This window comes from Paraburkholderia bannensis (assembly GCF_014200455.1).
Lineage (GTDB): Bacteria > Pseudomonadota > Gammaproteobacteria > Burkholderiales > Burkholderiaceae > Paraburkholderia > Paraburkholderia bannensis_A.
The window spans coordinates 152,149-178,298 of sequence record NZ_JACHBW010000012.1; the positions used below are offsets into that span (position 1 = coordinate 152,149).

Annotated in this window: 20 protein-coding genes; 4 read left to right on the plus strand and 16 right to left on the minus strand. The window is 58.2% G+C overall.

Going from position 1 to position 26,150, the window contains the following annotated elements:
- Window positions 1-46: 46 nt before the first annotated feature.
- From F4827_RS20850 to tssC, 12 genes are all read right to left on the minus strand, one after another.
- Window positions 47-1,891, minus strand: coding sequence for a DUF2235 domain-containing protein (locus F4827_RS20850; protein WP_183726603.1), 1,845 nt, complete (start codon window positions 1,889-1,891; stop codon window positions 47-49).
- 20 nt (window positions 1,892-1,911) lie between these two features.
- Window positions 1,912-2,457: a DUF3304 domain-containing protein gene (locus tag F4827_RS35850; RefSeq protein ID WP_311674008.1), complete on the minus strand. Its 546-nt coding sequence runs from the start codon at window positions 2,455-2,457 to the stop codon at window positions 1,912-1,914.
- A complete protein-coding gene (tssG, locus tag F4827_RS20860) occupies window positions 2,379-3,443 on the minus strand; it encodes a type VI secretion system baseplate subunit TssG (protein WP_183726607.1) in 1,065 nt (354 codons plus the stop codon). Before tssG ends, F4827_RS35850 begins: the two co-directional genes overlap by 79 nt.
- A gap of 14 nt (window positions 3,444-3,457) precedes the next feature.
- Window positions 3,458-5,248, minus strand: a complete 1,791-nt coding sequence (tssF, locus tag F4827_RS20865; protein ID WP_183726609.1) for a type VI secretion system baseplate subunit TssF — start codon at window positions 5,246-5,248, stop codon at window positions 3,458-3,460.
- Between the two features lie 109 nt (window positions 5,249-5,357).
- Window positions 5,358-8,924 carry an ImcF-related family protein gene (locus F4827_RS20870; protein ID WP_183726611.1) on the minus strand — a complete coding sequence of 1,189 codons (3,567 nt, stop codon included), beginning with the start codon at window positions 8,922-8,924 and terminating at the stop codon, window positions 5,358-5,360.
- Window positions 8,921-10,078, minus strand: a complete 1,158-nt coding sequence (locus tag F4827_RS20875; protein WP_183726613.1) for a hypothetical protein — start codon at window positions 10,076-10,078, stop codon at window positions 8,921-8,923. The genes F4827_RS20870 and F4827_RS20875 overlap by 4 nt, the downstream gene beginning before the upstream one ends.
- A gap of 83 nt (window positions 10,079-10,161) precedes the next feature.
- Window positions 10,162-10,413 carry a PAAR domain-containing protein gene (locus F4827_RS20880; RefSeq protein WP_183726615.1) on the minus strand — a complete coding sequence of 84 codons (252 nt, stop codon included), beginning with the start codon at window positions 10,411-10,413 and terminating at the stop codon, window positions 10,162-10,164.
- 26 nt (window positions 10,414-10,439) lie between these two features.
- The gene (locus tag F4827_RS20885; RefSeq protein ID WP_183726618.1) at window positions 10,440-12,161 is read right to left on the minus strand and encodes a DUF2235 domain-containing protein; all 1,722 of its coding nucleotides are present in this window, start codon (window positions 12,159-12,161) and stop codon (window positions 10,440-10,442) included.
- 21 nt (window positions 12,162-12,182) lie between these two features.
- A complete protein-coding gene (locus tag F4827_RS20890) occupies window positions 12,183-12,647 on the minus strand; it encodes a DUF3304 domain-containing protein (RefSeq protein WP_260175339.1) in 465 nt (154 codons plus the stop codon).
- 488 nt (window positions 12,648-13,135) lie between these two features.
- Complete coding sequence (locus F4827_RS20895; protein WP_183726620.1) at window positions 13,136-14,035, minus strand: DUF4123 domain-containing protein; 900 nt, start codon at window positions 14,033-14,035, stop codon at window positions 13,136-13,138.
- A gap of 9 nt (window positions 14,036-14,044) precedes the next feature.
- Window positions 14,045-16,411, minus strand: coding sequence for a type VI secretion system Vgr family protein (locus tag F4827_RS20900; RefSeq protein WP_183726622.1), 2,367 nt, complete (start codon window positions 16,409-16,411; stop codon window positions 14,045-14,047).
- A gap of 108 nt (window positions 16,412-16,519) precedes the next feature.
- A complete protein-coding gene (tssC, locus tag F4827_RS20905) occupies window positions 16,520-18,070 on the minus strand; it encodes a type VI secretion system contractile sheath large subunit (RefSeq protein WP_183726624.1) in 1,551 nt (516 codons plus the stop codon).
- A gap of 504 nt (window positions 18,071-18,574) precedes the next feature.
- Here tssC and tssK point away from each other — a divergent pair.
- The 3 genes from tssK to tssE all read left to right on the plus strand — a co-directional run bounded on the left by tssK (window position 18,575) and on the right by tssE (window position 21,122).
- Entirely contained in the window at window positions 18,575-19,936 is a 1,362-nt protein-coding gene (gene tssK / locus F4827_RS20910) for a type VI secretion system baseplate subunit TssK (RefSeq protein ID WP_183726626.1), read from the plus strand.
- Entirely contained in the window at window positions 19,933-20,598 is a 666-nt protein-coding gene (locus F4827_RS20915; protein ID WP_183726628.1) for a DotU family type IV/VI secretion system protein, read from the plus strand. Before tssK ends, F4827_RS20915 begins: the two co-directional genes overlap by 4 nt.
- 92 nt (window positions 20,599-20,690) lie before the next feature.
- Complete coding sequence (gene tssE, locus F4827_RS20920) at window positions 20,691-21,122, plus strand: type VI secretion system baseplate subunit TssE (protein WP_183726630.1); 432 nt, start codon at window positions 20,691-20,693, stop codon at window positions 21,120-21,122.
- 45 nt (window positions 21,123-21,167) lie between these two features.
- Here tssE and F4827_RS20925 read toward each other — a convergent pair whose 3' ends face one another.
- Window positions 21,168-21,458, minus strand: coding sequence for a hypothetical protein (locus F4827_RS20925; RefSeq protein WP_260175340.1), 291 nt, complete (start codon window positions 21,456-21,458; stop codon window positions 21,168-21,170).
- Window positions 21,459-21,755: 297 nt separating this feature from the next.
- Between F4827_RS20925 and F4827_RS20930 the strand changes: the two genes are divergently transcribed.
- Window positions 21,756-22,874, plus strand: coding sequence for a GlxA family transcriptional regulator (locus F4827_RS20930; RefSeq protein WP_183726632.1), 1,119 nt, complete (start codon window positions 21,756-21,758; stop codon window positions 22,872-22,874).
- Window positions 22,875-22,916: 42 nt separating this feature from the next.
- On the opposite strand, the gene F4827_RS20935 is transcribed toward F4827_RS20930, so the two are convergent.
- The 3 genes from F4827_RS20935 to F4827_RS20945 form a co-directional block, all read right to left on the minus strand.
- Complete coding sequence (locus tag F4827_RS20935; protein ID WP_183726634.1) at window positions 22,917-23,930, minus strand: GlxA family transcriptional regulator; 1,014 nt, start codon at window positions 23,928-23,930, stop codon at window positions 22,917-22,919.
- Between the two features lie 110 nt (window positions 23,931-24,040).
- Entirely contained in the window at window positions 24,041-24,937 is an 897-nt protein-coding gene (choW, locus tag F4827_RS20940) for a choline ABC transporter permease subunit (protein WP_183726636.1), read from the minus strand.
- A complete protein-coding gene (locus tag F4827_RS20945) occupies window positions 24,930-26,150 on the minus strand; it encodes a glycine betaine/L-proline ABC transporter ATP-binding protein (protein WP_183726639.1) in 1,221 nt (406 codons plus the stop codon). The genes choW and F4827_RS20945 overlap by 8 nt, the downstream gene beginning before the upstream one ends.

A 26,150-nucleotide genomic window follows, 5' to 3' on the forward strand; every position in this document is an offset into this window, starting at 1 on the left:
CAATGGAATGGCTATCCAACATGTCCGCAGTAAAGACGAATGCCTTTCACACGGTGGACTCTTTCCCAGCTCCGGCCAGCGCGTCTTTCGCGACGTCGATGGTCAAAGGCGCCGTACCGTCGTGCGAAGCAGATGCGACAGTCTGCTCGTGGTTATTCCGATACACATTCCGATAACGCAGATAACCACCGGTGATGTCTTGCGGCTCCATATTCGTTGGGAGACGGAATCCAGCTCGGGAGTCGTGCAAATAGTGGTTGAAAAAATTCTCAACTCCTTTTGGTACATCAGTATTTTCAGTAACAGCCGAGAAGAGTTCGCGAACCTCACCACTTGTCGGACGATGTTCCCATGCGAACTTTGCTGCCTTAGCGGGTACGAGAATACCAAGCGTGGCTTCAGCTCCTAGGGTTCTAAGCGGCGATTGCAAGCTGGTGCGAATGGCACTTACCTGCTCGACCAGACTATCCTGCGCCTCTTTCAATTGGTCCCTCTCCGGGCCTTCTGCTGAAATAAAAAACTCCCGGTATTGTAGATCTACTTTTGTCGGCAACGCTTTGCGCCACTGCAGGTATTGACGCGTGTGCTGATGAATCATGTTCATTACGCCGCCTTGACCTGATGCGTTCGAGGCGATGTGACAATCTTTCCAGTACGCCTTATAATCTGAGAGCAACCTAGCTGGAATCTCGAATGCGTCCTTCTGCGCAGGACTGTTGTTAATTTCGTCGCGAGACAACAGCGGGACCCCCGCCTTGACGGCCTCGTAATACATGTCATTCAACGGAATCTGGGACATTTGTCCGGATTTTCCCTGTTCCGTTGGAAGGTATCCACCGCCCACATCTGAATGCATCCCAGGATATGCCACCTGGTGTACGTTGTCCGCCATTTCGAGAGGAAAGCATGCTCTCTGCTCGTGCAATGCAACGAAGTGGAAGCACTTTTCCACTATTGAAGGAATAGATTGTGTGCCGTCGGCCCAAGCCATATGGCCATTAACACCAGGTATCATGTTCGGGACACCAACTGACGCAACAGTATCGAAGAGACCCATGAAATAAAAGCGCAGCGGAACTCCCGCCAGTGTGTAGTACCCACCGTCGTCCTGCTTGAGCAGTTCGTTCAACCAGTTCGAAAAAGCGCGAGCTTCCGCCGATCCACGTGAGAAACCGAATACCGCGACGTTAACCGATGTGACTCTGCGTTTGCATTTGTTGCTTTTCAATACAGCCACCAGTTTTTCCTCCCATTGACGCAGGGCTGCAATACGGCGTTGCTTTTCCACTGCCATGTCCGCGAGCATTTTCCCTAATTCGGCCCCGAGGGCGATCATAATGGAAGGGGGGTCGCCCAGCCCCATCAGTCCTCTCGGATCCAAATTCGTGCTGGAGCTGATGGAGTTGACGAGTTGCTTGGCGTTATCATCGGTGAGCAGCACGTGGCCGTCAGTGGCATACGCATGTATGGAATTGAAGATTTGCGAAATTCCCCAATTAATCCGATCTGCCCCCATGTAGCCCGCACCCTTGCCAAGCGTGTTCCCGCTTTGGTTGTAGTCACCAATCTTTTTAAACGGAGTGCCCACACCAGGAATATAGAAAGAGAAGAATCCTTCATCAGATTTGTCGATTCGTGCATTGTAGAGTCGAGCAACATTGCTGTGCTTGTGGCGCGCCTGCTGATTCCCGGTAGTTTTCGGCTCAATCCATTCTTGATTGTTACCTGTACCATCGAAAAATACGGTGGCGTAAACTTGACCTTGACAATGTCCCGCCTCCTGCTTGTGTATGCAATCCATCGCGGCAGATCTTTGCGCCAAATCGCGTGGCGAAAGTTTGCGATAGCCATCGTCCGGGAGTGGCTCTGGAATTGTGAGCGTGTAAGACATTATTATCGTCCTTTTTGCTTCTACATTCTGGCTTCATCGCCTTTCAGCGGGTAGTCAGGGTTGGTTATATAAACGAGGTCTGTGACAAAAACCTTGATTTCGCCATTGCGCAGAAAGTGAACTGCAAATACACCCGTGTCTTTAGGTCCGAATGGCGGGACAGTTACAGCACGACTTTGAGAGTTTTTGTTGTATTCATCGGTCCATCTCACCGAGACAGTCATACCGGAGGCGTATTTCGCAGGCAAGGATACGCAGCAGGTGAATCCTCCGCCTCCCTCGTGTTTGCCGAGATAGGAGCCAGCTTCTCCGTTAACCGAAAATCCGCCAATATCGTGATCGGTATGGTTGTAGCCCACGACGTCAAGTCCCATGGTGTCATCGGCTGCTGCATTGCGATGGACAAGCAACGCACTCGATAAGGCGAGAACTGCAAAAAATGCGAGAATTTTTATCAAACGATACATTTTGGTATCCTTTTCAATCTTCAAAAATTGAGCGAGTTGTATCGCCCCAGATTGATCTTCACCGTCTGGTTTGCCGCAGGCGTCAGCAGTGCCGTCCACGTCAGACGCGGCCGATGTCCGACCGATGGCGCAGCGCCGCCCGTCAGGGCGAGCGTAGGCGCAGCGCTTGCAGGAATCTCCATGCGAAAAATCGCGTCGGACTTGTTGCCGAGATAGAGGCCAACCAGGCGCATCAGATCTTCATGGAGCACCTCGCCCGGTAGTAGCCTGTGCGCCTGCGCGGTGTCGAGCGGTCGGATCGTCACGAGAATCGCCTGCGAGCGATCCAGTACGCGCGAGCCGAGCACGTGACCATCACCGAGCCCACTCAAGGCGGCCCCGTTGGCCCGACGCGCCCGCCGTCCCGCAGTCAGCCCCTGTTGCAGCCCGGCTGGCGTCCACTGAGGGTAGAACTCGCGCACCGTAACCTTCGCGCCATCGAGTAGATGCGCTACAACGCCTGCCACGCCTTCGGCCGGCCGCGTGCGCTGCATAAAGAGCCCAACGAGCGCCAGCAGTCGCGACGGCGCCAGCCCGGATTTCCCGGCTGGATCGCCGATACCCATACCGGCGAGAGACAGGAGGTACTGCGAGATCTCGTCCGTGCCACCCGCGCGGAAGTTGACCGGATAGTGATGCTTGAGCCAGGCGCGATAGAGCAGCGTGACGATGCGATGGTTGAAGATGTCGAGAAAGGCAGTCACCTTCTCGTGCCCTTCTTTGCGCAGCACGATGTCGTCGATCAGGTGCGGCGGCATCGCCGCATCCACGCCATAGAGGCCAAGGAAAGTTGTCTGTACGAACGGCGGTGTGTCTTCATCCTCTTCATCGAACGCCACGCCCGCGATTTCGGAGCCCGGGAACCCAACCCGCGCATGCGGCCGGAAGCGCACCGGCTCATGCTCTGGCGTGTCCAGCGTACCGAAGCCCGGTTTGTCCGGCGCCTGCAGTTCAAGCAGGCGAAGCAGCTGGAACACATTCGTCTGCGGCGCCGCGGCCAGCAGGGCGCGCACGAACGGCGCGAGCTTGTACCGGCGGCTTCGCATGCCATCCATCTCCTTCATAACGGCGACCTGTCCGACTTGCTGGCGGGCCATTCGATGCGCTCCTGGGTCGGGAGGCTCACGATCACGAGCTGCGTGAAATGATTCACGTCGGCATAAAGCTCAAAAAACCGGTGCAGCATCTCGCCGAACAGCATCATGTCGCCCTCGCCAGCAAACGCGTGGCTGTCGAGCGTCACCTCGATCTGCGTGCCCCGCTCGACGGCGCCCTTCATAACCTTGCGCTGGCCCTTGCGAGTGACCTTCTGGATGCCGTCGAGGCGCCGCCGGTTCATCTCGCCGTTGGTCCAGTCGTATAACGCCAGCGTGCCACGCAGAATTTCCGCGTCGAGTTGCGACAGGTAGTTCGGGGCGAGATGGGAAAGAATGCGCCACTGATAGCGGTCGCCCGTCGGAGGGTGCAATGGCAGCGTGGGCGACACGAGATTGCGAACGCATACGACGTTCGATATCCCCTTGCCCATCTCGTTGATGCCGGCCTCACGCAAACCCTTGCGAGGAAGCATGCCGTTCGTACCCGTAACGCGTAGCGACAGCGTTTCGCGCGGCAGCGCCTCGGCGTTTTCCCAAGCATGGCCGCCAAGCACCAGCCAGGTTTCGTAGAGCCCTTTCACGCCTTGCTGGACACGCGCGTGGTAGTAACGCTCAGGTGCCTCGTGCCGCAGCATGCCGCCACGGTGCTTGAAACTTGAAAACGGCACGTACTCGACGCGGTCGCCGCTTGCATGATCGTGCGCGTCCACCCCATCGACCGAGTACGTTTCAACATGTTCACCGTGGCGCAGCCGTGGCCGCACAACATAGGACGTCGCGTGATGATCGACGCGGATCGGCTCGGCATCCATGCGGAACAGGTTGATGATCGGGGTGCAGAACAAGCGGATGTTCTTTTCCGAGAAGCGCAGATCGGACGGATAGGTCTGGTTCAAGACCACCTCGACCTCGAACTCGGTCACGCTCGGCGCGAGCGCGGCGAGATCGATGCCGTGAAGGTCAATGAAAAGGAACTTCTCGGGAAAGCTGAAATATTCAAGGAGTAACTGGTAGCCGCCGAAGGAATTATCGGCCTTGGGCCACAGGCGTTCTTCGGCCGAGAATCCCGCAGTTGCGAAGTACGCGTCCGGCAGCGAACGCGGCTCGCCATCGCGCACTTCATTGTGCCCATCACGCAGTCGCAGCACGATATCGTCGACATGGCGGGTCAGCGCGAGATGCAGGGCCATGGCTACCGGCCGGTCTGCGTTCAGATAGAGCCGCAGGTAAGGAACGCTCAGCGTATTCTGTCGCGACTGGGCTTCGATCTGGAACGTCAGGCGAATGGTCGAGCGTCCGTCTTCCCGCATGCCGGCACTGGCCGCCTTTAGATGCAGAGGCAGGAGGTCCACTGGCCATGTCGTGCGATACGTGCAGCGAGTGCCTTCCGGGCCGATCGGATCGGAGCGTACCTCGATATCAGCGGGAATCGTCTCGCGTTTTTGCAGCGTGCCGAAGTCTGGAACAAGTTCAAGGATAGAGAGCGAGGGGAGCATGCGCAGATAGTGCGGCCAGAGCAGGCTCACCAGCGCCTCGGTGATCTCCGGCAGTTCGTCGTCGAGCTTCTGGCGCAGGCGCCCGACCAGAAATGCGAAGCCTTCGAAGAGCCGCTCGACGTAGGGATCGCGCTCACCCACACGATCGAGATTGAGCATACGTGCGCGGTCCGGATTGGCTTTCGCGAACTCGCGACCGGCTTCGGTCAGATAGCGCATCTCGGATTCGTAATAGCGCAGCGTGGAATCGTCATCCATCTGGTATTCCTGGGGTATTTTTTACAGAACAGCGATAGCTCGCACCGGATCGAGCACAGTCACTTCATGGCCGAGCTGATGAAATTGGCAAACAGGGTTATGCGCGGTGTCATTCGCTATCAGGCACCGCGCCGTGGGGAAGTGAAATCGCCGCGTGACGGGCAGCTGCAACCGCTGATGCTGGCAGAGGCGGCGGACCCGCGTTCTGCATGCGAGCTGGGCCCGGCGCGGCCGCCGGCGCGAAGATTCTCGTCGGCATCACAAAGCCGCGCAGCGCGAGCAGTTCCAGCGGCCCCCTGCCCGCATCGGTGCGCATCACCCAGGTAAGCGGATGCGTCACACTCTTCGGCACCGCAGTCTCAGGCGCCTTCGCCGTCAGCGTCGTCGGGTCGCTCGCCATCGTAGGCGCTGACGCTGTCGCCGGATTCGATGCAACGGCTGCAGCCGCCACGGTGGTTGGCACCGGGCCGGGAATGGCGATCCACGTCAGCTTGTATCGCGTATCCGAGAGCGGTTCGACATTGGCAGACGCCAGCATGCGCACGAAAGCCCAGCGCCCCTGCTTCTCGAAACCCTTGTTGAGCCCCGACTGGACGGTCTGCCACTCAAGGCGAGTGCCGGTCACGAGCAGGTCATTGCCAGGCCACACGAACGGCTGCCAGCGATCGGCCGTGTTCAGGTATTTCAGCGTCTGTCCGTCGACCGTGAACTGCGTTTGCGTCACATCCGCGCTCGGCTGCGGCATCAAGTCGAAGCGGTACTGTGCGGCGCCCGACGCAAGCATGTGGGATGCGATCCCCTGCAGCACATTGATCGCCTTCAGGAAGGCCGGATCGAAGCGAAGTCCTGCGCCAGCACTGCCTGGAACCCAGCGATCGCCATGCAGCTCGAGCGCACCTGCGAGTTGCTGGTTGACAAACGCCGGAACAAGGCCCGTCTGATCGCGCAGGAAGCGCACGAGTTCCGGGAACGAGGCATCGTCGTCGCTCGACGCGAATGGATAGCGTCCCTGGAATGCACGCGTCCACGGCTCGACGATCGTCTGCCGCCATGCATCATTCAGGCTTGCCTGCGCCGGTTGCATGACGGCCTGCATGGACTGGTCAACGGGACGCAGAAAGAGCGATTCCCCGAGCCCGGACCATTGCTCGCCAAGGCTCGCCGCCACGAGGCTGGCGTAGGTGCGAGTGTCGGACAGCTCGGAGCTTTTGCCCTGGAACTGCGACTGTGCAACCCGACGGGCCTGATCGTCCATGCTGCCGCTGTTGGTCATTGCCTCGATCTTCAGGCGCAGCGAAGTTATGGTGTCAAGATAGCGCTGCAGACTGATATTCGAGTCGGCAGCCTTGCCTTGTTGCTGGCCGGCGCTCACGAGACGCAGGACCGGCCCGAAGGCGGCATCCAGCGGCTCCGGCGGGATAATCGCTTGCGCAGCGCCTTCAACCGCCCCCGCAACCGCATGATTGCCGATCAGGCTCTGCGCCTTCGCTACGAGGTTATCGGAAAGCGATGCGATATTCTCCCCAGCGCGTCCCTGATAGTCGAGCGCCTTCATCAGTGCGATCATCGGAGACTGGCGGGAGTCCGCGAAAAGGCGTAGCTGCTCGGCGATAGCGGGCAACGTGGGCGCGCTTACCCACTGGATCGAATTGGCAAACGCCTGCCACTGGCGCGCGTATTCATCGAAGTACATGTCGCGCAGCGCCTTGCGAAGCTCTTCGACTGACTGCGTCGGCTGGTTGTTCGCGGTAGCGTTCAGCACCCAGTCGGTCGTCACGTTCTGACGTTGGGCTGCTTCGTCGATAGCCTGCGAAATCTGGCCATCCCAGGCCTGCCGCGTGTAGACACCGGGGACTGTGGCGCTCGTGCGGAACAGACCCCGTGCGTCGGTTCCGGCCAGCAGCGTGGCCAACGTCTGATCGCCGTACTTGCCGGTAGCCGTGTCGAGGATCGAGTGATAGATAGTATCCGTCGAGTTGCGCGTGCCGATCAGCGCGAGGAGAACCTGTCGCGTGTTGTTCACGAGATCGGTACGGGGTTGGATCGCCCATTCCGGATGCGCCGCGAGATGTTGTGCGAAGAACGGGAAAAACTGGTGTGCCAGATCCAGCCGTTCGCCGACGGTCAGGCTGGCGTTCGTGATCCAGTTCCACGTGAGTTCGGGCACCATGTCCTTCGCATCGGCGCGCTTCGGTTCGGCCAGCATCAGGTAGGTCCGAAGTGTCTTGTGCCCGGCCAGCGCCTGCTTGCTCGTTGCGTCATCAGAAACATCCGTACGCATCGCGGCTACATTTCCCAACGAGGATTCAAGACCCTGCTGCGTCGGTGAAACGAGGAGACGTCGACTTGCAGGGGTATAGGCGTTCCAAAGCCCAGCAAGAATCTCCCTGTCGCGGTTCAAGCCGAAACGCGAATACCACGGCGCGCCTGATGATGCACGGTATTCGAAGCGCTCGATGTTTTGCTGGGTATCGAGGAGTGTGTGCAGCCCGGATCTGCTGTCAGGAGCCGATACCTGTTGTCGAGCAAGCTGATTTGCGTAGACAAGCTCATGCGTGTTTGACCCACCAGAAATGAACATGCCAGCAATCCAAACGCAAGCTAGAGTGGTGACCACCGAAGCGAATATTGAGCTAGGATGCCAACCCGTACGGCGACCACCGCTTTTGATTCCGCACTTACCGATTTCCCCCCAGAGCCTGGACAAACCGTTTGCCTCTGGATCTGCTGTGACCTGTCCCGCAGCCGCAGGCAAAAACCACAACCCGCGAATGTTCAGTGAGCTTCGGACTGAAGTCGACAACGCCGTCATCAGATCGGTTAGCGCCTTGCAACGGTGCTCAATCTGAACTGACAGCCCAGCGAGGTAATGGAGTCGCCGGTCTTCGACCAGGCGCTTTGTCCCGGTAATAGCCAGATTGTTGCTCAGAGACCTTAAAGCATCCGCAGTTGCCCCGTCATCGTATTTTCTTGGGAGAAGGCAACCGACCGGGTCGACGGCCTCTTTGTCCATTGCATTGATGCCAGAATCGGCAACCAGGTAGACGGGTGCAGAAAAGCGCAGCATGCGCGAGATGCCAAAAAACAATGACCCAAGCGACGCAGTACGCCGAGCCAACGCGGACGGATCACTCCTTCCGTCGATGACAAACGCTATGGCATCAACCGGCCTGCGTCCGCGAAGCTTACGCAGCTTTAGTAACCAAGCTTCGTCCGGCAAACCACTTTTGTTTCGCGGCGCCCAAAGAAGAACGACATCATTGGTCGCACACCACTGCTTCTTTGCCAGGACTGGTAGCTGACCCGTAACGAGCCGGTCATCACCAGAGACGAGCACCCACGGCAGGAAGTAGCGCCATTTCCAGCCATAGCGGGTACGCAATTCCTGCGCAAGTTCCAATTCCCAATCCCGATTTTCCGTCGACACCACGCGAGCAGCCGGATCGCGAGCATATCGATCCGGGTTCCTCGTCGGTGCAAGCTTGGAAAACAGTCGCCATGCCCATGCAAGTGCGCTTTGAATCAAGAGTAAAACTGCACCGGCAAGCAATACAGCAAGCACACGGACGGCCGACGAGGGATTGATCGACTCGCCCTTAAATAGGGCGGTCACAGCCAGCCCAATTGTCATCGTTCCAACGACAATCCAGTATCCCAATACCTTCTTGTTCTTCATCCCGTCCGTTCCGCTTGATTTGCTTTCTCCGCCGGTCGAACAACCGCCATGCGAATAGTGCCCTGTCGAGTGCAGACAAGCTGCGGCGTTCCAGCCTCGCTCGCCCGTTCAGCTGCGAGTGCAATGGCGAGCCACCCTGCAGCTTCACCGGTATTCCCCAATGCCGCATCTATATCGTGGACCCCGGCCGGCTCATCTGCTTCCACCAGCGCCAGCCCAAGATCGGATGTCGCTTTTGACAGAACGTCATCGTCAGCCTCGGAGAGGCCCGCCTGCCACATATCAAGAACCTCCTTCGCCTCAGTATTTCCCCAAAGCAAGGTCTTAGACATGTCATCAACTGCCAGTTCTTCCAGCACATCCACCGGTCTGTGCAGCTTCGCGACCACATCCAGATGCATACGCTCAGCAAGTGATGACCACGCCATCACCATCGCAGCAGCGGCTTCTGAATTGCCTGGCGCGGCCTCGCCTGAGGCTTGCACCGCGACGAAAAGTGCGAGCTTCTCTAGCAAAGGGCCACCTCGAATATCGAGCCATTCATCAATGGTCATCAAGCCGTCTTCTTTCGTAAGGCGAAGCGGCTCAGCCAGAGTGACCCCGACCGCCTTCGTGCACGCCTGCCACGCCGATAAAACTTCGTCGTCGGAAATAGACCCGGGTATTTGGATATACACGTCGAGCGGTATATTCGATGGCGCGGCCTGTATAACGCTGCGAATACCGCGCATCACCTCAGTCAGACATAAGTTAAACCGCGCGATGCCGTCTGTACCATCGAGAATATCCAGTTGAGTTCGACGCAGCGTTGTGCCTGTTGTCGGTGACTGCTGCGATCGGAGTGCCCGCTCACCTCCAACGATACGCGCGCTAACGTTCCCGTTTCCCATGGCCGTCAGGTAATCCAGCCCAATAATGGCGAGATGTTCTCGGCCGAACCTGATCGCCTCCGCACGATCTCTCGCGTCGGTTTCCTCGTCTGCCTCATGCAACGAGACTTGCTGGCCGTAGAAGAGCCACCTTAGACCGAACACAAAGCCGGCGAACATCGCAGGAAGCACAACCGACCGAACCCAAAACCACGGATCTGAAGTTGATTTCCCATGGGGCCACGTCGCAATCGACAGTGCCATTCCAAGTGCGGCGAGCAGCACACCGACACCTCCCCAAATAAATACATTGGGTGGTGCCGGTGACGTCTGGTCGTCGCGCGACGGTGGTAGCTCAATCGGCATCTTCAGCCCAAACTAGATATCAGACGACAGCCGCACATCGCGTGATGGCCATCCCTCGCAAGTGGGATTCCATTGTCGTTTGCCTTGATATCCCCTTCCGTTATCAGATTGGGACGGACATCAGGATGCTTCGGGCATGTGACTTCATCGCCCTTTCTAGCGACGAATCGACCGCGCATGCGTACCTTCTTTGACGCAGTGATCACTTTCCCGCCATGATCAGTGCTATCTCCAAGTCGTATGAAATTTTTCATAGCAACGAAATTGCCTCGCAAAGTGATCAGGCCACCATCGTCTGATTGTCGGCATCCAAATCGGCAACAGACGAAGACTGCTGTGGTATCGATGCGACATTAGCTGCCCGACGCTCGTTCTGGTAAATATTTCTGTATCTAAGGTAGCCACCAGTAATGTCCGATGGTTCAAGCTTGGAAATCGGAATAGAAGTAAAACCAGCCCGAGAATCGTGGACATAGTCGTCAAAAAAGTCACTTACGGCCTGAGGCAAGGTCGCATGCTTGTCGAGTTCCGCGAGCAAACTGCGAGTCACCGTATCGACTGGCTTTACCTTCGGGGTATCACCGTACAAGCCAACGAGTCCGGTATTATCAATCTGACTCTGCGGAATATTCTCCGCATCAATTTGCAAGCGTAGTCTCTTAACCTGACCCTCCAGATCATCCTCCGCTTTGCGCAACTGCCCACGGTCTACGTCGCTAGAATCCCTGAAGAAGCGGCGCGTTGACAGCCCCTTTCCAGCTACAAGCATCCCGCCCCGCCATTGGACATATTGGTGGGTGTGTTGGCGTACGATATCGCGAAGTCTTCCACCTGATGCAAGTCCGCAGGCCGTCCAGAATTGGTTATACGCAGCAGTGAGTTCCTTAGGAATATGGAAAGCCGTCTTCAAGTCACCATGTGAATTGATCTCATCGATCGACATTAATGGCACGCCAGCACGTATCGCCTCGAAGTGCATGTCATTCAAAGGAATCTGCGAACATTGAGCAAGCTTTCCCTGTTCCGTTGGCAAGTATCCACCACCCACGTCGGAATGCATGCCGGGGTAAACTATCTGTTTGACGTTGCTCGCCGCCTCCGCCGGAAAACATGCGCGTTGCTCGTGAAGTGCTACATAGTGAATGCATTGTTCGACGGTAGCCGGGATGGCCATCACCCCATCGGCCCACGCCATATGACCATCCCAACCCGAAACGAGATTGGGCGCTCCAACTGAAGCAACGGTGTCAAAAATTCCAAGAAAATAGAAACGTACAGATATACCAGCCAGCTCAAACCCACCATCATTCTGCTTAACGATGTCGGTGAACCAGTTGGCAAACGCTCTTGCTTCAGCCGATCCACGTGAGAATCCGAAGACGGCCAAGTTGATTTGGGTCACCTTGCGCTGACTGCTTTGTGCGACTGCCGCCAGCTTCTTTTCCCATGTCTGCAGGACCATCTTCCGGTAGGCCGCTTCAAATGAAAGCGCACCGACGGAGGAGCTCATGTTCCTGACAATCGTCTTTGCGCTTGTGCCTCTGAAAAGATCTGATCCGGTCAGGTAGTGATGAACCGCGTTATAGACTCTTGTTATTGCCCAATTGATTCGGTCGGCCCCCATGTGACCGGAACCTAATCCTAGAGGCGCGCCGAGCGTCTTGCCACCGTCTGTATCGTCGACGTCTGGAAATGGGGTACCCACGCCAGCGATGTAGTAGGGAAAAAACCCATTTGGATTGTCGGCCATCGCTGCATCGAACAGCCTAGCAACGTTGCTATGCTTCCAGCGCTCCTTCTGAGTTTTGCTACCGCCCTCTTTGTCATCTTTATTGTTGCCTGTCCCATCAAAAAATAGCGTTACATAGACCTGTCCCTGACATTGCGCCGTCTCTCTGCTTCGGATACAAGTCAGCGCCCGTTGTCGTCGCATCATTTCTTGCGGTGAGAGCTTTCGGTAGCCCTCTTCAGGCATTGGATCGGGAATTACCGCAGATGTCATCGTGCAATCCTTGTAGTCGGTTTACAACTTTGCCGCGCTGCCTTTTAGAGGATAGTTAGGGTTTTCAGGGTAGTACATTGTTACGAAAACCTCTATATCACCATTCTTCAGAAAATGTACTGCGATATGACCTGCAGTATCGGCTGTGTAGGGTGGAACAGATACCACTCTCTTCTGTTCCTTTCCGATTTCCTCTCCGCCCCATCTGAGGGTTACCATCATCCCCGGTACATATTTTTCAGGAATAGAAACACAGCATGCAGATCCGCCTTGACCATGCCTGGCAACGAAGGAGCCACCTTGTCCATTAACGGAATAGAATCCGATATCTTTGTCAGTGTGGTTATAACCAGTCACATCTAGCCCCATCGCGTCGCTTTTTTCCTCGCAACTGGCTAGTGCAATAGAAAACATAATCAATGCGAAAATTTTTGCGGCCACTCGCAACAAAGTCATCGTTTTGATTTCCCTCAGTTCAATTTCCAAGATGTCGTATTCGGGGTTGGCGAAACTACAGCCAAACCTATCGAGTCACAGCATTACCATTTCCATAGATCTTGGAGTTCAAAATTCCTAAGTCGCAAGGCGGTTCCTGTCGACTGGAACAACAAGTGTCCACTTCGATACACAGGATCGCTGTTGCGCTTGGGTTAGGACCGCCCCAACGTAGCTCGTCAAATACACCACTCCGATCGATATCACTATTGATCCTACGCCGTAGCCCAGTCGTTTCCATGTCATTCGTGGCCTCAGAGACGCAATTGCACAACCCGTCAGACCTGATATTGGCACGGTAGCAACGAGAGCTAGCGCGAGGAAGAGAACTATCCCCGCACTCATGTCACCGTCCGTGCATATGCGGCGGTAGGCTCCATCGATACCGGATACAACGAGCACGTTGAGCACGACGAAGCTGACCACCGTAGCAGCGCCAACATAAGCAAGCATCGCGAGGGCTCTTTTAACCGATTTTGCTAGAGTCGGTGCGATGCTTCGCTTGCGCTCCGGCCGTTGGAGTTTTCTTGGGCCTTGGCGTCTATCGCCCAAAGGGGCTGCCCTGCGGTCCAGGCTTCCGCCGGAAGTGTCTCTATCCATTGTTGGAAAGGTTCCTGACTGTTGGCGAAACCTGCCTTCAGGCGATCTGCGATGCCCGAATACTCAACGTAGTTGCCTGAAGTGGAAAGGGCGAGAATCATCAGTTGAAGCTGGTCATCCCTATCCGTTATCCCACATTCCCGTGCTCTCTGCCACTGACTGCTGATGAATGGATGCAAGATATCGCGCGGTACACGATCGATCTCTGCCCTGATGTTGCGCCGAAGCTCGTGGATCAATTTGTCAGGCTCCGCTGCGTCGAATAGTGTTTGCTCCTGTGCAAAGTCAAGCGTGAGCGGAATAGGTTCGCGAGACCTCAAGTCGCTGCAATTTGGTAGTTGCTGCTCCTCAACGAGGCCGAACCGGTTATAAATCTTCCATGCCGTAATACCGTCGGAGAACGTTGCTGCCTGTTGAGGATTCAGAACGCTCATAACCGCCGGAAGAATGCGAGTGTCATACCAGCGCATCACTATCAATTTGCCGCCTGGCATTTCGAACAGATGAAATTTCCGGAGATGCTCGCCGAGCTCATGGAGAGATTTCGTCGAATCCAAGGTGCTCACGCAGGGCTTAAGGAGGCCGATTCGGGTCGTTTCGTCAATTACTGATCGTGTGACGTCACCGTCGACCGTCACGTCGATCAGAAGCGGTGCAATGTCGCGGAACGGCTCTTCCGGATGCCCATCAAACAGAGAGATATACTGCGCTCCCAGTCGGTCAAGTCGGCTGGAAAAGCGCATATGCTGGCTCGAATCGAGCAGAATATAGCGATACACTTGATGCTCCTAGCTGGTGTAGACGCCAGGCGAACCTTGGCGCATCGCATCGATGAGGCAGCTCTTGCAGGTCGTCCGTGGGAACTGTGGCAAAGGCATAGTTTCCGAGGCCGGTTCCACCGTATCCCAGAACGCGCAACGCTCGAGAATGTCACCCGGCGATACGTTCTCGATGCCGTTACCGGTAATCTTGATATACGATCCACCGGAACCGATCCAGACCTCCTTGGATGCAGATATGATCACTCGGCCATTCGTGCTAGTGACGGTGAGATCTTTGAGCGAACCAAGGGACATTTCGTCGCCCTGTGCCTGGATTTCAACCTTGCCCTGAGAAGCGAAGATTTTGATTCCGAGTTTCTGGGCAAAAAGTGATATGGCGTCGCCGACGGCCACTGTCAGCTTTCGCAAGATGCCGATGTCTGCGTTACCACCGGCTGTTGCGATAAGGTTTTTGGAGGCGCTAACTTGGAGATGGTCGCCGGAGACAAGGCCCATACCGGCAGGTGCGCTTAGCAGGACACCAGCTTGCTTGAGCCCCTTGAGTGTTTCGTTCAGCAGGTCGCGCTGCTTTTCGACTTCCGCCGCATACGCGTTAGCAGTTTTGGCCGCATCCGAAACGATTTGCATCTGATCAACGGCTTGTTGAAGCAATTCTTCTGCAGCACGCATTTCGAGTTGCGTGCACGAAGCCATTGGCTGGTTGTCAGCAGAAACGAATACGCCCTTACCGCCGCGAACAGCCACATGGTCATCGCTGCGCAATTCAGCCCCGCTTCCGCGCTTCTCACGGCTGGCGTTGACCATGTTGCCGAGGTTAAGCTGGCTTTTGCCACCACCTTCGGTTGCAAGCTTGATGTGCTCTTCCCCTTCAAAGTCTTCCATCTGAAGGGTATTATTCGACTGCGTGTGAATGACATTGCGCGTCATCCATCGATCGTCGCTCGTGATCACATCCGGATTCACGCTGTCGTGCATCACGTGAGCGATAAACGGAAAATCTGGATTGCCGTTTTCGAAGCCAACTTCGACGCCCGAACCGTCAAGCAGCGGGTAATGATTCCCGGTGGTCCGCGGACCAGCAAAGGACTTCGCGATACGCATCCAGCAACTCGTCAAGCCGCCCGCACGCTCATCGCGATCGAAATCGAAGGCGACCATATAGTGGCCGTCCTTGTTGACGTAGCTGTATTTATAGCGGTTCGGAGATGTGATACGTCCGCTGACGGTGCCGTGGATTTTGGGCCAGGTTTCCTCGAGCAGCGGCATACGGTAGATCACGTGCGACGGGATCGCCGTATAGATATTGTGATAGGCCTTATCGCGCGATCCACCATGTTCAACGCGCGTGATCAACTGACCGTACTCGGCCTCCGGCAGCACCCGGTTGGTAAAGCGGAAAACGCGGCCGGGCGCGACACACAGCACATTCCCCTCGCCGGTATAGACGATCTTTTCGCAGAGCAGTGCCTCGTGCCGCAACTGGGCTTCCCACCCGGCTTGATCGTCGCTCAGGTGCCCGGCTGCCCATACGTCCGGCGTGCCCCACGTGGTCTTGTCATCCGGCGCGGCGTTGGCTTCGCCATCGATAGGCTGCGGCGCCTTGCGGTGGTTGTAGTGGCGTACTGTGACCGCTTGAGCGATCGTCTTCGTGCGGGTTTCGAACTTCTCGACCGACTCGGCACCGGTACTCTCGAGACCTGAAGCTGGCCTGAATGGCGCGACAAATGCATCACTGCGCTCGTAGTGCGTGAAGTCGTCACCGAAGTGCGTCACTTCGCCATATTCGCCCTGGCGAATCACAAACCAGATACCGGAGCGGCGCGCAAGACGAGAAAAAAACTGCAGATCCGTCTCGTGCCATTGCATAACGAAATCGCGCTTCGGATACTCGCGGCGTAGCGTGAATTCAAAGTCACTCGTGCCCGCGCCGAACCCCTGCTCGCGGAATATCTGCTCGATGATCTCGGGATCGGTCTGGCCCAGGAAAATACGGCAGCGTTTGACGTTTCTCAGCAGCGCAATGCGCGATTCAAGCACGGCCTCGTAGGTCGTCTCGTCCTTGCTGCTGGAAAGCTGGTTGAACTCTGTAATCACGCCCTGAAACTGCCGGCCAGGGCCCGCTGGCAGCGTCACGCCAGCCAATGTTGGCGGCAGGATTGAAAAGACCGCCGTCTTCGTCAGGATATCCTCTATAGGCAGATCGGCGACCCGATGGGTCAGCTTGATCTTGAAGTGCGTGGGCGCACCCGCCTCCTCGACACCGGAAAATTCCACGACGTCGAACCCCGGCGCGAACTTGCTGCCATTGACATCAAGATGATAGGCCTGCAGGCCATCCCTCTTCAGGGATCCAATTGCTTCGTTGACACCCACCTTCGACACTCCCGAAAAATCCTGCTACCGAATGCCCTGGTCGGAACTTCAACCGGTGCGTGGCGGCTGGCAAATGACAAATGGAAACCGGCACCCGACCCTCGGCCCTCAATTGCTGGCCCTGGGCATCTGCGACACCAGCGACAGGCCGATGTCCATCCCCTCGATCTGGAAGTGCGGGATGATGAAGAGTTTCACACGGAAGAAACCTTGGTTATCCTCAATATCCTCAACCACGACCTTGGCCTCACGCAGCGGGTGAGACGCCTGAAGCTCGTCGCCGGGGTCCTTCATCTCGGTCACTAGCCCCTTGATCCAGTTGTTCAGCTCTAGCTCCAGCACACGGCGGTCCTTCGTCGCACCGATGTTCTCGCGCTGGATCATCTTCAGGCAATGCGCAATCCGCGAGAGCAGGAAGATGTAGGGCAGGCGCGCATTGATGCGGCTATTGGCCGTCGCCTCCCGGGTCTCGTACAGCGCCGGCCTCTGAACCGAGTTGGCCGAGAAGAAGCACGCGTAGTCGTGATTCTTGTACAACGACAGCGGGATGAAGCCGAGGTTGGCGAATTCGAATTCGCGCGTCTCGGGAATTAGCACTTCGGTTGGGATCTTGGGCCGAACACCCGTGCCGAGGTCGTACAAATGAACCGGCAGGTCTTCGACCTTCCCGCCCGCCTGGGGGCCCCGCACCTGGACACACCAGCCGTGATCCATGAAGCTGCGGGCCATGTTAGCCGCGAAGATGAACGATGCATTGACCCACAGGTAGTTGTCGCGGTCCGGGCCCTTTATGCTTTCCTCGTAGTTGAAGCTGTGCACCGGCGGCGTGTCCGGGCCATACGGCAGACGCCCGAGCACGCGAGGCATTGTCAGGCCGATGTAGCGCGCGTCATCGGTATCGCGGAAGCTATTCCACCTGATGTACTCGGCACGATCAAAGTAGTTGCCGATATCCTGGATCTCGGCCACTTCTTCCATCGTCCGCTTGCCGAAGAGCGCCGGGCCAACCGAACCAATGAACGGCATATGCGCAGCGGCCGCCACTTTCGAGATGTTGCGAAGCAACGCAATATCCTGCGGAGAGTTTGTGAATTCGTAGTCGGCGATCATGGCGCTGACAGGCCGGCCGCCCGGCGTGTCGTATTCGTCGATGTAGGTGTGACGGTAGAGACCACTCTGGATGATTTCGGCGCAGTCCTCGAAGTCATGCAGGAGGCTTTCCTTCGACAGATCGAGCATCTCCACGCGCACGCCCCGGCGGAAATCAATACGATCGATGGTGTACTTGACACCGCGCCAGCGTGCCTCTACGGCCTGAAACTCGGGGTGATGAATGACGGCATCAAGCTGCATCCCGATCTGCGCGTCGAGCTGTCCGATATGGAAATCTAGCAGTGACTTGTCAAGTCGCTCGACCGACTTGTCGCCCTTGCTAAAGAGTTCAAGGAGCGCGCTCATACCGCACGCGATACGCTCGCTTGCCGACGATCCGGAAAGCAGTTCGCTGTTCTGGAATGCCTCGAGCGGACGAGTTGCGCGCGCCGGCATGAGGTCAATCTTTTCGCAGAGCGTCTGATAGACACTGTCACCGTCCTCTTCACGAACGTCCAGCACGACGATTTCGCGTGCGCCCGCTTGCTGGGAATCGTTGTTTGCCATGTGATGTCCTGTCGGCAGCAGTTGCCTACCGTGTCTCGGCTTTCAGTCAACGTGTGCCGTAAGGCTTCCTACGCACCTTCCCAATAAGCTCGATCAATCTGATGCTGTCTTTCGCCCGAGATATTGGGTCTGCATTAAACCCCCTATTTCCCATTTCGTCAAAGGTGATTTTTCTTAATATCCATGCCTAAATCGTCATTTTTTGTTAATTCCAAATTTCTCATCCACACACCACCGGGAATTTTTTAAAATCATATCTGATTTATCGCCCAAATACCACGAATAATCGTGCAGAGTCTTGCCGACAATCAACGAATCATTCAATTCACAACAAGCAAGAATTACCTTGCTATTCTTCAATAAATCTTATTTTGATATAAATAGAATGAATGTACTCTTCGCGGATTCTAGTCGTACGTTCATACATTTATTGATAGACGGCACGCATCCCGGTGTGTTTAAAATCCGTCTAACTAATGTTCAGTAAACCTTATCGATAAGAATATGCGGACATTCAAACCGCTCTGGCAAGAAGGCGCTGTGCTCTCGCCGCATCACTTTCAGCAACAGAGCCTGTGGTCGAAATTTGACCAGCAACAATTCGTCCCGCTCGCCATCGCCCACCCTTGGGGTGTGCTGGATGTCCGTCTGGACGAGGAACTCCTGCCCAACGGACGTGTGAAACTCGCTGGCCTTAAACTGCGCTTCGGAGATGGCACGCCTATCGACACATTTATTGCGGACGTTTTGCCACCCGCCCGTGATCTTGCACGCGATGTCGGGCCTGATGTACAGAGCACCATTGTGTACGTTGGGCTGCCGCTATTCGATGCCGTCGGGAACAATTGCCGCGTGGATGGGGAAGCGGTATCGCGGCCGCGGCGTTACTTCCGCGAATTCGTCGAGGTGCCGGACCTGCTCGGCTCGATGGACGCGGAGCTAGCTGTCGAGCGCCACGCACTTCAGTTGCTGTTCGATTTCGAATCTCACGCGGACTATATCGTTTGCCCGATCGTCCGCCTGGTGCGCGGTCAGCGCGGCATATTCGAGGTTGACCGAAACTGGGTTCCGCCCTGCCTTGCGCTCTCTGGCAATCCCCGGCACGAAGAACGGGTCTCGCGTATCGCCGACATTCTCCAGGCGAAGAGCATCGCACTGGCTGCACGCCGCAGCGAACGTATCGACGACGTTGCCGAATTCGGTGTGGCAGACGTTTCACTTTTCTGGCTCCTTCATTGCCTGAATACGCACTGGCCGGAGCTGCGCTTTCTCGCGAATCATCCGTACCAGCCGCCAGAACGGCTCTATCACGTCCTCGCGCAACTCACAGGCGCGCTGATGACCTTTTCCACGCGCACCAATCTCGCCGAAATTCCGGCATACGAGCACGACCGCCAGGACGAGGTTTTCTCGAAGCTCGAGGCTCTGATCCGCGACCTGCTCGATGCCGTCATTCCGTCGCGTGTTGTACCTATCGGACTGCTAAAAAAAGCGCCGACGTACTGGAGCGGCCAGATTCACGACGATCGCCTGCTCGAGGGCGCGGACTGGTATCTGTCGGTGAGCGCGTCGATGCCTGCTTTCGAACTGGTCAAGCTGATCCCGCGGCTGTGCAAGATTGGCGCACCAGACGATATCGCCCATATCGTCAATTCCGCACTTCCCGCCGTGCCGCTTTGCGCAGTGCAACGGGTACCTGCGGCCATTCCAGTACGGCTTGAGAACCAGTATTTCGCGCTCGACTCGAAGGATCCGCTGTTCGCCGGCATGCTCGCCGCGCGCACCTGCCAGATCTACCTGCCGGCAAGTGTTCCCGCTGCATCGCTTGAACTCTATGCGGTGCTGACATCGCAGGGTGGCAAATGACCATCAACGGCCCCCTTCCACTTTCCGCCCTGCTCCGCAACACGGCGCTAGAGGTCTCGCATCTCGCACAGGGCGCCACGACAGACGACGTTGAAGATCTGCACGCGCTCTGCGAAAAGCTGACCGAAGACTTGGCCTCCGCTCTGCAGGTACGCGAGGTGGCGGTCGATGTCGCACGCGACGTACTCTACATGCAATGCGCCCTGCTCGACGAAACTGTTCTTGCCTGTCTGCCCACGCAGAGCCGCCCGCTTTGGGAAGCAACACCCTTGCAGGTCGAGAGGTACGGCGAACACAACGCCGGTGAGCAGGTGTACAGCCGTCTTGCCACACGCATGCGTGAAGCGCCGCCCAACGTGGGCCTGCTCGAATGTTATGCGACGGTGCTGGGTCTGGGCTTCCAGGGAAAGTTTGCCCGCGAGGGCGCGCCCCAACGCGCGGCTATCATTCGTTCGCTCGATGAACGTCTCGCGAAGCTGTCTCCCTCAGGAGCTTCGGAATTTGTCGTTGACGCGACTCGTACACATCGCCTCGACTGGTTCTATCGGCTCTCGCCGTGGGCGATTGCGGGACTCGTGTGCGCTGCCGGCGCCGTCGTCTTCATGCTGATCGGGCAAGGCCTCGATTTGCAGGCCTCCCATCTGCTGCCAGCGAAAGCCTGATGTCCGCCGACTCCCAGACTTCTTCGACCGCGACGCCCCGGTTGCCGCGCAAGCGAGGACTGAAATAACACTTGCCTGAGGAGATCTGCACGATGCCTGCGGGACCGTCCCTTTATGAGATGCTGCTCGGCCACATCGATGGCGAGGCACTCGAAGATCACGACAACAACACACTCGAAATCCTGAGCATTCAAGCGAACATCCGTCGCATTCTGAACACGCGCGCCGGCGCGTTAAAACATGTTCCCGATTTTGGACTGCCCGATCTCACCGAGATCTACAAGAATCTGCCGGCCTCGGTCCACGACCTGCGCAACCAGATGGAAGGCGCGCTGCTGAAGTTCGAGCCGCGCCTGCGCTCAATCGGAGTCGAGATTGATGACAACCCGGATCCCGGCTTGCTCGTAAGCTTCACGATGGTCTGTCATCTGAAAAAGGCCGGGTTGGTTCGCTTCGGGACGTATTTCGAGCCGCCTGGCCGCATGCGTATCGAGCGGCTCGCTAACCCCGCCCAGAAACGCTAGACGGCATCTTCACAACGGTAACCCAACCGTTCTTTCTGGATCGACTCAGGCTTGAATTCCTCGCCGCCGCCGTGCCTCAGCGGCGAGACCCGCAAGCGCGTCGGCGCTCAGACGTTGGGCCACGCGCTGCACGTAGTCGTGATGGTGCGCCTGCAAGGGTGCGCTCAAATATTCGGCCTGCAGGTAGCGCAGCAGTGCGATACGACGATGCCCGCGCGCCATGCTGAGTTCCAGCAAGTCCAGCGCGGCCTGCGCGTCGCCGGCGGTGGCGCGTTCCGAGAGTTCGACGGTCTGTGGGCGCATACTGGCGGTCGTCGTGGCGTTCAAAGCCGTCATGGCCGATGCCCCCAGCATCGCCCACACGCCCCCGTCGCCGATAGAACGCGTGCGGCATGGCGATGGAATCGCGCCGCCGCCGCGCGCATTCGCGATGATAGATGGCGCAAATTGACAAGTGCAGGTGCGCCGGATCGGCGACGCTAGCCTGACGGGCCTTGTCCCCCGTTTAAGAACGTTAGCTTCGATCGCCGCCTTGCCCCAGTAGCACCTTGCCCCAGTAGCACCTTGCCCCAGTAGCACCTTGCCCCAGTAGCACCTTGCCCCGTAGCCACCTTGCCGCCGCACCGACACGCCATGCACGCCGAATCCGTCCCGCCTGCTGCCTCGCCCGCCTCGTCGACATCGTCCACGACGGGCGGCCGCATCCGCTTCGGCATCGTGCTGCTGCCCAACTTCACGCTCACCGCTTTCTCGGGCTTCGTCGACATGCTGCGCCTGTCCGCCGACGACGGCGATTACAGCAAGCCGGTGCGCTGCTCGTGGCGCATCGTCGGCGAAACGCTCACGCCCGTGCGCGCGAGCTGCGGTATCCAGATCGCGCCGTGGGAGACGTTTCCGGACGCCGGCGAGTTCGACTACGTGGTCGTGGTGGGCGGCTTGCTGCACTCCGGGCCGCAGGCCAGCGAAGCAACGCTGCGCTTCATCCGCGCGGCGGCCCAGGGCGGTGCGACGCTGGTGGGCATCTGCACGGGGGCGTTCACGCTGATGCGCGCGGGCGTGCTGGACGGCCATCGCGTATGCGTGAGCTGGTTTCACTACTGGGATTTCATCGAGCGCTTTCCGGCCGTCAATGCCGATGCGCTGGTGGCCGACCGCCTGTTCGTGATCGATCGCCGCCGCATCACCTGTTCGGGCGGGCGCGCCTCGATCGACGTCGCCGCCGCGATACTGCTGCGCCATTTCGATCACGCGACCGTGCAGAAGGCGCTGCGCATCCTGCTGGTGGGCGAACTGCAGAAGGGCAATGCGCCGCAGCCGCATCCGCCGGGGCTCGATCCGGCCACGCACCCCAAGGTCAAGCGCGCGATCCTGCTGATGGAACAACACGTCGGGCGCAACGTCCCGTTGGAAGAGCTGGCAGGCAAGCTCAATCTCTCGCCGCGTCAACTGGAGCGGCTGTTCAAGGCCGAAACCGGCAAAAGCCCGCGCAGCTTCGCCAACGGCCTGCGCCTGCGCACCGCCGCGTGGCTGCTGAGGAGTTCCGACCGCACCGTCGCCGATATCGCGTCTAGCTGCGGATTTTCCGATGCCTCGCATCTGGGCCGCGAATTCCGCAAGCAGTTTGGCGTGCCGCCAATGATGTTTCGCGAGCAGCGCAGCGGCCAGCAAGACACGCGCATCGAAAGCTTCGACGACTTCATGCGCAGCAGCGTCCCCGCCGGGGAAACGCCGCTCGAAGTCGATCCGGATTAATTGATTAATCGATTAATCCGGATCGATTAATCGATCGATCGCTCAGGCGCGTCCTGCGCGCCGCTCGAAACTCGGCGCGTGCCCAAACTGCACGCGGTACGCCTTGCTGAAATGACATGGCGAATTGAAGCCGCAATTCGACGTGATATGCGCTACCGACATATCGGTGGTGCGCAGCATTTCGCGCGCGCGTTTCAGGCGCAGCGTCAGATAGTAATGAGCCGGCGAGATGTTCAGATACGCCTTGAACATGCGCTGCAAATGCCGCTGCGATAGCCGCACGAGGCGCGCGAGTTCTTCGAGCGAAAGTGGCTCGCGCAGATTCGCTTCCATCAGGCGCACGACTTCCACCAGTTCGGCGCGGGAAAAGCCCACGCGCGCATCGACGGGAATCGGTTGCAGATCGCTCGCACCGCGAATACGTTCGAGTATGAATTGCTCGGAGACCTTTGCCGCCAGCGCCTGGCCGAAGCGCGCGCTGACGATATCGAGCATCAGATCGAGCGGCGCCGTGCCGCCCGTACACGTCAGGCGATCCCGATCGACCACGAAGAGTTCATCGGCGAAACGCACGCGTGGAAACTCCTCATGCAGCGCCGATAGACTCTCCCAGTGCACCGCACAGCGATAGCCGTCTAGCAGCCCGCCCGACATCAGCGCATAGGCGCCCGTGCAGATGCCGCCCAGCGGCTTGCCGCTGCGCGCGATGCGTTCGAGCGCAGCTCGCACGCCATCGTCCACTACGTCGCGAATGCGGATGCCGCCGCACACGATCATCACATCGGGAAGATTGTCGGGATCGAGCGCCTGGGTCGGGCGCACGGTGATGCCATTGCTCGCGCGCGCGGGCTGGCCATCCAGCGAGTAAATCGACCAGCGATAGTGCTCGCCGTCACCGACGTAGTTCGCCATGCGCAGCACCTCGATCGCGCTCGAAAACGCGATCATCGAAAAGTGCGGCAAAGTCAGGAAACCGAAATGCTTGAACGTCGATGCCTGCGACGATGCCGGGTCCGCCTGTGGTGCTGCATCGGCGATGTCCGCGTCGATATCCATACTGATGTCCGCAATCACATTACGCCCCTTCTGTGGAGACGATTCAGGCGAGCCACCCGTGGCTCGCCTCTTCAAGCGAGGACAAACAGAACTCCAACAGTGCCTTCCGATCAGGCTTCGGCGGGCACGGCGCGCACGCGGAACACCTGTTTGAGGCCTGCAAAAAGCGGGGCTTTCACGGCGCCGGGCGCACGGCCGAAGCTCTCGGTAATGCGGTCGAGAATGATTGCCAGCAGCACCACGGAAAGACCGCTTTCGAAACCCAGGCCGATATCGAGGCGCTGGATACTCGCCAGCACATCGTTGCCCAGACCGCCCGCGCCCACCATCGACGCGATGATGACCATTGACAGCGCCATCATGATGGTCTGGTTCACGCCCTGCATTATCGAAGGCAGCGCGTTGGGGAACTGCACCTTGTAGAGGAGTTGCCACGGCGTGCAGCCAAAAGCCTGCCCCGCTTCGACGATCTCGCGGTTCACGTGGCGAATCCCCAGGCTCGTGAGCCGAACGGCCGGCGGCATCGCGAAGATCACCGTCGAGAGAATGCCAGGCACGCGGCCCAGGCCGAACAGCATCGCAGCCGGAATCAGATAGACGAAGGCCGGCATCGTCTGCATCAGGTCGAGAATCGGCCGCACGATGGTCTGCACCAGCTTGCTTTTCGCCGTCCAGATGCCCAGCGGCACACCCAGCACCAGGCTGATCAGCGTCGATGAAAGCGTGAGCGCGAGCGTCACGACGGTCTGATCCCAGAAGCCGGTCGCATAGATCAACAAAAGCGACGCCAGCGCGAATATCGCGAAGCGCCAGCCCACGCGCCACAAGCCGCCCACCACGAAAATCGCCATCAGCAGCGGCATCGGAATGCCCTGCAAACCTTGCTCGATCAGTTGCGCGAAGCGCTCGATCGCACGACCGATGGTATCGAAGGTATTGGCATCGTGGTCGAGCAGATAGTGAACCGACTGGTCCACCCAGCGGCCAAGCGGAATGATCTCAGACATGACGCTGACTCCCGTTAACACTGCCGTTAACACTCCCGCTATGACTGCTCTGATGGCTTCCATTGCGCATCATCACCTTGAGCACCGCCGCCTGATCGATCGAACCGCAGAAACGGCCCTCTTCATCGACCACCGGCAGCGCCACCGGATTCGCGCACACGCGCGACACGACCTGTTCGAGCGGCGCGCCGCGCGAAATGCATTCGATTTTCTTGAGCTGCGGCGTGGCCGCGCCAGTCGCATCGCGCGTGACGAACCCGCTGATACGGCGTTCGGCGTCCAGCACGAAAGCGTAATCGGCGCTGCCGTTGAGCGAGGCGGCCACGCTGGTGGCGTCGAGCGAGCGCACCAGCGGCACGCGCTCGGCCTGCATCAGATCGCCTGCGGTCAGGTAACGGCTGGTATCCACGCCGTCGAAGAAAGCACGCACGTATTCATCGGCGGGATTGCTGATGATTTCGCGCGGCGTGCCGATCTGCACGATGCGCCCGCCTTCCATGATGGCGATGCGGGTGCCGATGCGCAGCGCCTCTTCCAGATCGTGCGAGACGAACATGATGGTGCGGCGCTGTTCCTTCTGCAGTTGCAGCAGCACGTTCTGCATCTCCTTGCGTTTGAGCGGATCGAGTGCGGAAAACGCCTCGTCCATGATCATCAGCGAGGGATTGACCGCGAGCGCGCGCGCAAGGCCCACGCGCTGCTGCATGCCGCCCGAAAGCTCGGCGGGCAGCTTGTGCGCGAAGGCCGCCAGTCCCACCTGCTCCAGCACGTCCAGTGCGCGCTGCTCGCGCGCCTTGCGGCCCATGCCCGCCACTTCCAGACCGAATGCCGCGTTGGACAGCACGGTGCGTTGCGGCATCAGCGCGAAGGACTGGAACACCATGCTCATGTCGGTGCGGCGCAGCGAAACGAGTTCCGATTTACGCACCGCCGCGATATCGCGGCCATCGATCACCACGCGGCCCGCCGTGGGTTCCACCAGCCGGTTGATGAGGCGGATCAGCGTCGACTTGCCGGAGCCGGACAGCCCCATCAGCACGAAAATCTCGCCTTCGTTGACTTCGAAGCTCGCATTGTTGACGCCCAGCACGTAGCCGGTCTGCTTGAACAGTTCGTCCTTGGTCGCGCCGCGCGCCAGCATCTCGCGCGCCATCTTCTGGTTGGGCCCGAACACCTTGCAGAGTCCGTCGACCACGATCTTGGGGGATATCAT

Bases quoted from the DNA above. Each gene is read 5' to 3' on its own strand.
- F4827_RS20850 (WP_183726603.1), bottom strand. From the start codon at position 1,891: ATGTCTTACACGCTCACAATTCCAGAGCCACTCCCGGACGATGGCTAT.
- tssG (WP_183726607.1), bottom strand. From the start codon at position 3,443: ATGCGAAGCCGCCGGTACAAGCTCGCGCCGTTCGTGCGCGCCCTGCTG.
- tssF (WP_183726609.1), bottom strand. From the start codon at position 5,248: ATGGATGACGATTCCACGCTGCGCTATTACGAATCCGAGATGCGCTAT.
- F4827_RS20870 (WP_183726611.1), bottom strand. From the start codon at position 8,924: ATGAAGAACAAGAAGGTATTGGGATACTGGATTGTCGTTGGAACGATG.
- F4827_RS20880 (WP_183726615.1), bottom strand. From the start codon at position 10,413: ATGAAAAATTTCATACGACTTGGAGATAGCACTGATCATGGCGGGAAA.
- F4827_RS20885 (WP_183726618.1), bottom strand. From the start codon at position 12,161: ATGACATCTGCGGTAATTCCCGATCCAATGCCTGAAGAGGGCTACCGA.
- tssC (WP_183726624.1), bottom strand. From the start codon at position 18,070: ATGGCAAACAACGATTCCCAGCAAGCGGGCGCACGCGAAATCGTCGTG.
- tssK (WP_183726626.1), top strand. From the start codon at position 18,575: ATGCGGACATTCAAACCGCTCTGGCAAGAAGGCGCTGTGCTCTCGCCG.
- F4827_RS20915 (WP_183726628.1), top strand. From the start codon at position 19,933: ATGACCATCAACGGCCCCCTTCCACTTTCCGCCCTGCTCCGCAACACG.
- tssE (WP_183726630.1), top strand. From the start codon at position 20,691: ATGCCTGCGGGACCGTCCCTTTATGAGATGCTGCTCGGCCACATCGAT.
- F4827_RS20925 (WP_260175340.1), bottom strand. From the start codon at position 21,458: ATGACGGCTTTGAACGCCACGACGACCGCCAGTATGCGCCCACAGACC.
- F4827_RS20930 (WP_183726632.1), top strand. From the start codon at position 21,756: ATGCACGCCGAATCCGTCCCGCCTGCTGCCTCGCCCGCCTCGTCGACA.
- F4827_RS20935 (WP_183726634.1), bottom strand. From the start codon at position 23,930: ATGGATATCGACGCGGACATCGCCGATGCAGCACCACAGGCGGACCCG.
- choW (WP_183726636.1), bottom strand. From the start codon at position 24,937: ATGTCTGAGATCATTCCGCTTGGCCGCTGGGTGGACCAGTCGGTTCAC.
- F4827_RS20945 (WP_183726639.1), bottom strand. From the start codon at position 26,150: ATGATATCCCCCAAGATCGTGGTCGACGGACTCTGCAAGGTGTTCGGG.